At 49.4% G+C, this 9,351-nt stretch carries 10 protein-coding genes; 5 read left to right on the forward strand and 5 right to left on the reverse strand.

Annotated features, from left to right (window positions below):
• The 3 genes from Q0614_RS01670 to Q0614_RS01680 form a co-directional block, all read left to right on the forward strand.
• Window positions 1-1,137, forward strand: a 1,137-nt coding sequence (locus Q0614_RS01670; protein WP_298786066.1) for a replication-associated recombination protein A, incomplete at its 5' end; no start/stop codon positions are given.
• On the forward strand, window positions 1,134-1,490 hold the full coding sequence (locus Q0614_RS01675; protein ID WP_297896650.1) for an MmcQ/YjbR family DNA-binding protein: 357 nt from the start codon (window positions 1,134-1,136) through the stop codon (window positions 1,488-1,490). The genes Q0614_RS01670 and Q0614_RS01675, both read left to right, overlap by 4 nt.
• A gap of 116 nt (window positions 1,491-1,606) precedes the next feature.
• Window positions 1,607-2,620, forward strand: a complete 1,014-nt coding sequence (locus Q0614_RS01680; RefSeq protein ID WP_298786068.1) for a hypothetical protein — start codon at window positions 1,607-1,609, stop codon at window positions 2,618-2,620.
• Window positions 2,621-2,867: 247 nt separating this feature from the next.
• Here Q0614_RS01680 and Q0614_RS01685 read toward each other — a convergent pair whose 3' ends face one another.
• The 5 genes from Q0614_RS01685 to lolA form a co-directional block, all read right to left on the reverse strand.
• The gene (locus tag Q0614_RS01685) at window positions 2,868-3,632 is read right to left on the reverse strand and encodes a hypothetical protein (RefSeq protein WP_298786072.1); all 765 of its coding nucleotides are present in this window, start codon (window positions 3,630-3,632) and stop codon (window positions 2,868-2,870) included.
• 95 nt (window positions 3,633-3,727) lie between these two features.
• Complete coding sequence (hemC, locus tag Q0614_RS01690; protein ID WP_298786074.1) at window positions 3,728-4,657, reverse strand: hydroxymethylbilane synthase; 930 nt, start codon at window positions 4,655-4,657, stop codon at window positions 3,728-3,730.
• Window positions 4,654-5,106 (reverse strand): FxsA family protein, encoded by a 453-nt coding sequence (locus tag Q0614_RS01695; protein ID WP_298786076.1) that lies wholly within the window; start codon window positions 5,104-5,106, stop codon window positions 4,654-4,656. The genes hemC and Q0614_RS01695 overlap by 4 nt, the downstream gene beginning before the upstream one ends.
• Before the next feature lie 65 nt (window positions 5,107-5,171).
• Complete coding sequence (locus Q0614_RS01700) at window positions 5,172-5,732, reverse strand: low molecular weight protein-tyrosine-phosphatase (RefSeq protein ID WP_298786078.1); 561 nt, start codon at window positions 5,730-5,732, stop codon at window positions 5,172-5,174.
• Window positions 5,733-5,738: 6 nt separating this feature from the next.
• Entirely contained in the window at window positions 5,739-6,251 is a 513-nt protein-coding gene (gene lolA / locus Q0614_RS01705; protein ID WP_298786080.1) for a LolA-like outer membrane lipoprotein chaperone, read from the reverse strand.
• A gap of 120 nt (window positions 6,252-6,371) precedes the next feature.
• Between lolA and secA the strand changes: the two genes are divergently transcribed.
• Window positions 6,372-8,990, forward strand: a complete 2,619-nt coding sequence (gene secA, locus Q0614_RS01710; RefSeq protein WP_298786082.1) for a preprotein translocase subunit SecA — start codon at window positions 6,372-6,374, stop codon at window positions 8,988-8,990.
• A 173-nt stretch (window positions 8,991-9,163) separates the two neighbouring features.
• Window positions 9,164-9,351, forward strand: a 188-nt coding sequence (locus Q0614_RS01715) for a hypothetical protein (RefSeq protein ID WP_298786084.1), incomplete at its 3' end; no start/stop codon positions are given.

A 9,351-nucleotide genomic window follows, 5' to 3' on the forward strand; every position in this document is an offset into this window, starting at 1 on the left:
GCGGTTTTTAAAAAATTCGTCGCCGCAGGCAGCATCCCGCACAGTATATTTTTCGGCGCCGCAGGCAGCGGTAAAACGACGATGGCGCGCGTGATCGCAAGCGAGCTGAACTACGATTTTTACGAGCTTGACGCTACGAGCCTGAAGGTCGAGGATATCCGCAAAATTCTATCCTCGCACGCGGGCTCGCTCATCAAGCCGCTCATTTTCATCGACGAGATCCACCGCCTCAGCAAGACGCAGCAGGAGGTGCTGCTAATCCCGATGGAGAACTACGCCGCGATCATCATCGGCGCGACGACGGAAAATCCGCAGTTTGTGCTAAGCAGCGGCATCCGCTCACGCTCGATGATCTTTGAGTTCGAACCGCTTAGCTACGAGGATTTGGAGGCGCTTTTGGCGCGGGTGCAGGGCGAGATCGGCTTTGAGATGGACGAGGAGGCGCGAAAATACCTGCTAAACTCCAGCAGCGGCGATGCGAGGAGTATGTTAAATTTGCTGGAATTTGCGCTTTTAGCAGACAGCGCCATTACGCTGGATACACTTCGCACGCTGCGCGCAAATGCCGTCGCTGCGGGCGTTAGCAGCGACGATCTGCATTATGAGCTTGCTAGCGCGATGATCAAAAGCCTGCGCGGCAGCGACGCCGACGCCGCGCTGTATTATGTCGCGAGGCTGATAGATGCGGGCGAGAGCGCGGATTTTATCGCGCGCAGGATGGTGATCCTAGCTAGCGAGGATATCGGCAATGCCAATCCAAACGCCCTAAATATCGCTACTAGCACGCTAAATGCCGTCAGCAAGATCGGCTACCCCGAAGCTCGCATCATCTTAGGGCAATGCGCGATCTATCTGGCGCACAGCCCCAAGTCAAACGCCGCGTATTTGGGCATCAACGCCGCTTTGAAGTTCGTCCGCTCCGCTGCGCCGCTGCCTACGCCGCGCTATCTCATCAACTCGGACAAGCAGATCGCAGACTACAAATACCCGCACGACTTCGGCGGCTGGGTCGAGCAGGCCTATATGAGCGAGGCGGCGAAATTTTACGAAAGTAAAGGGATTGGTTTTGAAAAGACGCTGGATGAGTGGTTGGCGCGATTGCGCAAAGAAAAGATCAATATCAAGGAACGAGAATGAACTTCAGCAGCGTCCTAAAACTAATGAAGCAGCGCTACGGCGCGGATGGCGAGTATCTGTGGGATGAATATCCGAATTTTGCGGTTTTTCGTCACGCAGGAGGGAAGCGCAAGTGGTTTGCGCTTTTGATGCGCGGGCTTGCAAACGAAAAGCTCGGTCGCGCACTTCCTGGCTCAAGCGACGTGATAAATTTAAAAGTTTCGCCCGATTTGGCGGCAATTTTGCGTGACGAAAAAGGAATTTTTGCAGCCTATCATATGAATAAAAAGCACTGGATCAGCGTCTGCCTTGATGCGGTGCCGCGCGAACAGATAGAGGATCTAATCGAGCATAGCAGGGAGCTTACGAGGTAGAATTTGCGCCTGGGCTCGGTTTAAATTTGCGTGCGAAAGAGGCTAAATTTGAACCGAGAGCGCAAATTTTAACGGCTCACAGAGCTTAAATTTAAAAATATTCGCAAGGAGCGCGGATGAATGAGCAAAATTTGAAATATATCGCAAATTTAAAAGCGCAGGACGTGCCGTGGAGTAGGCTCACGACCGCTTACGGCAGGGCGAGCGAGTTTCCCAAAATTTTTGAGAAACTCGCGCGGGCAATCGAAGCTTGTGATGCGGCGCGCAGTTCGGGCGGCGAGCAAAATTTAAAAAGCAAGTCCGGAGCAGGGCAAAATTTAAAAAGCGAGCCCGGTTGCGGGCAAAATTCTACGGATGCGGCAAGATGCGGCGCGGCGCAAAATTCCGTAAATTTAGCGCAAAAGAGTGAGTCGAAATTTAAAAAGGCAGATAACGAAGTGGCGAAATTTAAAGCGGGCGGAGAGACGGAATCTAAAACGGACGCAGCGAAGTGCGGCGAGGTGGAATTTAAGAGTGCGGATAGCGTGGCGATAAAATTTAAAGCGAGCCAGGCGAGTAAATTTAAAACGAGCGCGGCGGATAAGAGCTCGAATGCGAGCGAGCGGGATAAATTTGACGCCAAGGACCTTCAGGATGCGCTTAGTAAGATTTTTAACGAGATGGAGCATCAAAGTACGCTTTGGTACGCAACACCTTTTACGCTGCTCTTTTTGGCGCGCATCTTTATGTATGCGCGCGCCGTGGCGGGCAAAAACGCGAATAAAAATAATCAAAACGCCGTGGCGGGCAAAAAGCAAAACTATGCGGCAAGCAAAAACGACGAAAACGACAACTGCGAAAACGAAGCGGCAGGCTTTATCGCGGCTCGGCTCGGCGGATTTTTTGCGTTTATGCTTGAGATTTGCGATGACGCCGATAAGATCTCGCACGCAGCGCCGCTAGCGAGCTTTTCGGATATGCTTGCGGAAAAATATCTGTGGCCGCAGAGCGATGAGAATGACGAGGAGCTCTGGGAGGAGCACTTTTACGACGATGAGCTATTTTATAGCCTCTATTTCTATTCGCGGGCGGTTTTGGACGCGACGGGAGTGGACTTTGCGCAGTTTAAGCCTGGGCCGGGTGGCGTTTAAGGCTACGCCGCCTCGCCCCTTGGCTCTAAATTTGGGGCGACAGGGCGCGCTTTGGCGATGCTTTGTTTAAATTTAGACTTCAAAAAATTTTAAAATTCTTTAAAAATTTACGGCATGCGGAATTTACAGATCGTCTTTTTAAATTTAAAATTCGCGCGATTTTTGATCGGCGGTGCGGTTAAGCTGCGGGTAACGCTTTTAAATTTAGATTGCCGCGAAGCTTTAAATCCGCTTGCGGCGCGGCTTTTTATGTGGTTTTAAAAAGATACCAATTCGGCGCAATTTTTTCTATCATTATAAACTCGCTAGGACTCATTTGTGGCAGGTCAGCTTCATCTTGCACCCGCAAAAAGCCCACGGAGTTATCGGTGACCCCGCCGATGAGCAGCATAAATCTTTTGCCGCTCGTCTCGGCGTGAGAGAGATGCAGGCTTTTGATCTCTGCTTTAGCGCGCTCGGACTCACCGCTAGCGTAAAGCTCGTAAATTTTTTCAAATGCCGCTAGGTTTTGTTTGCCGAACCCCACAAGCTCTTTATCGGGCGCCAAGATTAGCTTTAAATTTACGATATCTGCATCAGTTCTTTGCTCAAATTCGCGTTTTTGCGCCTCGTTAAATTTTTCATATTCGCTTACGATAGCCTCAATAATGGCGGTTTGCGCTAAAACTCGCACGGCGTAGATCCCGTCCTCCTTGGTATAGACATAGAGATCGAAGTGCTTCTCTTTAGAGCCCAAAAATACGTGAAAAATCTCGCTAAATTCGCTGCTGCGTCCAAGCGGAGCAACTGTGATTTCGCTATAGTTATCCGCCGCGTAGAATTTACGCTTTAAATAGCTTCTCATCTCGCCTTTAAAATAAAGATTTTTATCGAAGTTTGTGTCGCTAAACAGCGAGCGGACGAGCTCCTCATTGGGGCTGGCGTTTAGGCTTAACGCGCAGCTTGCGCAAAGTATTAGAGGAGCAAAAATTTTTGAAAATCCTGCCGTTTTAAAAAATCTGAATAAGCTCAAAATTTAACCTTTTGAAATTTTATAAATTTAAAAAGTCTATAAATTCTAGAAATTTTAAAATTTTGCAAATTTTAAAACTCCGTAAATTTCACCTTTTATAGGCTCGCCATCTCTTCGGCACGCGCAAGAAGCTGTTTTGCGCCCTTTTCGATAAAAACTCGCGCGAGTTCCGCGCCTACGCCTTGGTATTGCGATTTTTGCGCGACGATGCTTTGGCGTATGCTCTCGCTGCCGTCCGGTAGGCCCACGATCGCGCTGATGTGGATATTTTCGCCGTCAAGGCGCGCGTTGATGCCGATCGGCACCTGGCAGCCGCCCTCCAAAACCCTAACGAAATCCCGCTCTACTGTCGTTTCGATGATCGCGCGCTCGTCTTTTAGAAATTCTATCGCGCGCAGGATTTGCGGCTCGTCCACCGCCTCGATGCCGAGCGCTCCTTGCCCCATCGCAGGGATCATCTGCGAGATTTCAAAGGGCGCTATGTGCTTTATCTCGGCGCGTAAATTTAATCGGTTGATGCCCGCCATCGCCAAGATAATCGCATCGAATTCCCCGTCTTTGAGCTTTCGCAAGCGGGTTTGGACGTTGCCGCGCAAGGAGATCACCTCTAAATCAGGCCGCATGCTAAGCAGCTGCATCTTGCGGCGAAGGCTCGTGGTACCGACTTTTGCGCCGCGGGGCAGCTCATCAAATTTAGAGTATTTTTCGCTAATCATCGCATCGCGCACGTCCTCACGCGCGCAGATCGCCGCTAGCACTAGCCCCTGCGGAAACTCCACGGGCACGTCTTTTAGGCTATGTACGGCGATGTGAGCTTCGCCGCGAAGCATACTCTCCTCAAGCTCTTTCGTAAAAAGCCCCTTGCCGCCGATCTTTGCAAGCGGCGTGTCTAAAATTTTATCGCCTTTGGTTTTCATGCTTTTTAGCTGCGCTCGGATGCCATGCGCTTCAAGCAGCGATGCGATGTGTTCGCTCTGCCACAGCGCAAGCACGCTGCCGCGCGTAGCGATGATCAAATTTTTCATTTTTCCTCTCCTATGCTTTTTCGAATCTCGATTTCGTTCTCTTCGATCACCTCTACGTCGATTACGTCGTCGTTTGCGCGGCTGCGTCGCCAGAATTTTCGTTCGCTTTTTTCGGAATTTTCGCTGCTAGCGTTAAATTTAGGCACGTCGCTGGTGACGCAGTAAAACGACGCAGTGATTATGCAAACGCCCAAAATATCGCCGAAAATGCCAGGTGCAATGAGAAAAACGCCGCCTACGACGAAGCCTACGCCGCTTAAAATTTCTTTCGGCGAGATTTTCATTAGATTAAAAAAGCCCATCCACGAGCGGTTTGCTACGACGTATCCGCCTAAAATCGCGCTTATGACGATCTCCACCGCGTATGCCGCGAAGCCGTTTGCGCTTACGAAATAATAGGTCGTAAATGCCTCAATTATCAGATATGGAACGATCAAAAGCCTAAACATATTTTTCCTTGAATTATCGCTTTAAATCGCGCCTCTTTAAAGACGCTAAAATTTAATCGCGGATTTTAGCAAATTCCGTCTGAATTTTTAATGTATCGCAAGAGCCCCTCGCAGCCGCGTTTGATATCTGCGTAGCAGCGCTCAAAATCGCGCGTGTAGTATGGATCGGCGATTTGTAGGCATTCGGAGGCGGTTAAATTTGAACCGGCGCCTTTTAAATTTAAGCCGGTTTGTTTTGCCGAGCCTTTGAAATTTCGCGCATCGCAGCTTGTAAAATTTCTCCCTGCAAATTCCAAAAGAAATTTTACCTTAGCCATATCCTTGCCGCGAAAAATTCGCCCCAGCGAGCGCATATTTTCATCATCCATGCAAAGTATCAGATCGTAGCGCTCGTAGTCTGCGGGCGTGACCTGCACGGCGCGATGCGCTACGAGCGGTACCTTTTGCTCTTTTAGCACGCGCTGCGTTTCGTAGTAGGGCGGCGAGCCGATCTCGTCGGCGTGCGTAGCGGCAGAATCTACGCTCACTCGCGCACTTAGACCGCTTTGATTAATGAAATTTTGCATCACGGACTGCGCCATCGGCGAGCGGCAGATATTGCCGTGACAGACGAAAAGTAGCCTCACGCGCGCCTACTGCGTGATAATGTCGTAGTTTTTTGGGATTGCGGGCTTGAAGATCGCCTCGTTTACCGGCGCGTTTTTGCGGACGTTGCTTAGATTAATGACGACCTTATTGTCCATTTTGTCGGTGTAGCTGATCTTACTCGGCAGACCTTCTTTTAGCTCGATGAGATATTTAACGTCGTCGAAGCTCGCCTCATAAACGCCGTTTTTATTTGGCTTTGCGTTCGCTAGGATCGCGGTTAAATTTGGCGTTTCTTTGATATTCGTGATGATAGCTTGCTCGAGTTCGGGCTCGATTACGACGACCTTTGTGAAGCTAAAAAATATATTTTTTATCGTAGGGGTCTTGTAATGCCACACGGCGTGCTCTTTTGTGGCGCTAAAATCGCCGCCGTAGCTGATTTTCGCATCGTCGCTCTGCACGATTTGCGAAAAATTTGCGCTCAGCGTATCGAATTCTATCCCGCTTGCGAATGCAAAAATGCAGCTCGCTGCTAAAGAAATAAGAGTTTTTTTCATAAATTTTGCCTTTATTTTTGAAAATTTGCGCGTATTATAGCCGTTTTTCTAGGATTTAATTAAATAGAAACTAAAAATATGTTAATATGCGCGGTTAAAATTTTAAAACTAAGGTTTGAGATGTTTAAAAAGGTCATCCACGGGATTTTTGGTACTAAAAACGATAGGATCGTCAAACAATACGCCAAGCGCGCAGCGCAGATCAGTGCGCTCGAGGAAAACTACGCATCGATGGACGATGCGGCGCTTAAGGCGGAATTTGAAGCGTTAAGAGCGCAAGTTCGCGCGGGCGAAAAGAGCACGGACGACGTACTTAACGAAGTGTTTGCTATCGTGCGAGAGGCTGGCAAAAGGGTGCTAAATATGCGTCACTTCGACGTTCAGCTGATAGGCGGTTTGGTGCTAAACGACGGCGCGATTGCCGAGATGAAAACGGGCGAAGGAAAGACCCTCGTAGCGACCTTGGCAGTAGTGCTAAATGCGATGGAGGGCAAGGGCGTTCACGTCGTGACCGTAAACGACTACCTAGCTAAGCGCGATGCTGCGCAAATGGGCGAGCTATATGAATTTTTAGGGCTTAGCACCGGTGTGATCGTAGGCGGCGAATACGACGACGCCAAGCGCAAGGCTGCATACGCGTGCGACATCACCTACGGCACAAACAACGAGTTTGGCTTTGACTATCTGCGCGATAATATGAAATTTAGCGCGGATGAAAAGGTGCAACGCGGGCATCATTTCGTAATCGTCGATGAAGTTGATAGTATTTTAATCGACGAAGCCAGGACGCCACTTATCATTTCAGGTCCTACGAACCGCACTCTAGACGGCTACATCAAGGCAAATGAAGTAGCTCGCCAAATGATCCGCGGCGAGGCGCCAGCCGATCCGAAAGGCAAAGCTACGGGTGATTTTACCGTAGATGAGAAGAACCGCGCTGTTTTGATTACAGAGGCAGGAATTTCAAAAGCCGAGAAGCTTTTTGACGTCGATAACCTCTATAGTCTCGAAAATGCAGTGCTTAGCCACTACCTTGATCAAGCACTTAAGGCGAATTATCTATTTGAAAAGGACGTGCACTACGTCGTGCGCGACGGGCAGGTCATAATCGTGGATGAATTTACGGGTCGTCTTAGCGAAGGTCGCAGATTCAGCGAAGGCTTACACCAGGCTCTTGAAGCTAAAGAGGGCGTGCAAATCCAGGAGGAGAGCCAAACTCTTGCCGACATTACCTTTCAAAACTACTTCCGCCTTTACGAAAAACTCGCTGGTATGACGGGTACGGCACAGACAGAAGCAACGGAATTTTCTCAAATTTACAAACTCGAAGTGGTCTCTATCCCTACGAATGTGCCGGTCATCAGAAAGGATCAAAACGATCTTATCTACAAGACCGAGCGCGAGAAATTTGACGCCGTCATAAATGAGATCAAGCGGCTAAATTCCAAAGGTCAGCCCGTGCTAGTAGGTACGGCGTCGATCGAAAAGAGCGAGAAGCTGCACGAGCTTTTGGTTAAAGAAAACATCGCGCACTCCGTGCTAAATGCCAAAAATCACGAGCGTGAGGCGCAGATCATCAAAGACGCTGGCGTAAAGGGCGCGGTGACGATTGCTACGAATATGGCGGGACGTGGCGTGGATATCCGTATAGACGATGAAGTGCGCGCTTTGGGCGGGCTATATATTTTAGGTACCGAGCGCCATGAAAGCCGCCGCATTGATAACCAGCTACGCGGACGAAGCGGGCGCCAAGGTGATCCGGGCGAGAGTAGGTTTTTCTTAAGCTTGGAGGATAATCTGCTTAGAATTTTTGGCAGCGACAAGATCAAAAATATCATGGATCGCTTGGGTTTAAAAGACGGCGAACATATCGAATCAGGCATGGTTTCGCGCGCCGTAGAAAATGCACAGAAAAAGGTCGAGAGCTTGCACTTTGAAGCGCGTAAAAATATCCTAGAATACGACGACGTCGCAAACGAGCAGCGCAAGACGATCTATAAATATCGCAACGAGCTTTTGGACCCCGACTACGATCTGAAAGATAAAATCATTCAAAACCGCGAGGAGTACATCTCTAGCGTGCTTGAGGAGCTTGAAATTTTCGACGGCGCAAATATCAAAGAGGTCGATAAATTCCCGATCGTCGCCAAAATCGCTCAAGAAACGGGCGAGGTGCTCGAAAATAGCGAGCTTGAGAAGGTCGATGATTTCAAAGAGTTGAAAGAAAAGATCATCGGCGCGCTAGCGGTTTCGTATGAAAACAAGATGGCGCCGATCGATCCGCAGCAGCGCAAAAGTATCGAAAAGATGCTTTATTTACAGATCGTCGATCGCGACTGGCGGGAGCATCTGTATCAGATGGATATCCTAAAGGCGGGTATCGGACTTCGCGGCTACAACCACAAAGACCCGCTTACGGAGTATAAAAAGGAGAGCTATAATCTCTTTATGGAGCTTGTAATGCGCCTCAAATCCGACAGCATCCGCTTGCTGCATTCGATCCAGTTTAAATCTAGGGAGGAGATCGAAGCCGAGCAGCGCGCGATGCAGGAGCGCATGGAGAGCTCAAACGCCAAAGAGCTCGCCGCCGCAAGTACGAATGAAGCGCAGCTAAAAGGCCCCGATGAGTTCGGCGACAAAAAGCCTAAGCGCAACGATCCTTGCCCTTGCGGCAGCGGCAAAAAATACAAAGACTGCCACGGCAAGGGCGGTCCGAAAAAAGGCGGCTTTGCAAGGTAGGCGCGGCGATCGGTCGTAAGTATCGCGCGATCGGTGATCTTGATTGCGAGCATTGCGCAATCGGCGCTTCTCGACCTTGATTTGTTTTTGTATTTAAAAGAGCGGTTAAGGGCGAAAGGCGTTATAAAATTTTAAAAGAGGCTTGATCGCGAGGCGGCGCGCAAAGCTGTGCTATGGGGCGGAATTTTGGTTTTGAAATTTTAAAATTTAAAAGCGCACTTGGTGCCTTTGGCTACTTGTTTTCGCAGCGCCGTTACGGTGCGCCGTGCGGCAAAACGCAAGCCAATCAGCGCGTGATACTTAAATTTAGTGCGCGGCTAGGACACTGCGCGGCATTTGAAATTTTAAATTTATGCGATTA

This window comes from uncultured Campylobacter sp. (assembly GCF_937997595.1).
Classification (GTDB): Bacteria; Campylobacterota; Campylobacteria; order Campylobacterales; family Campylobacteraceae; genus Campylobacter_B.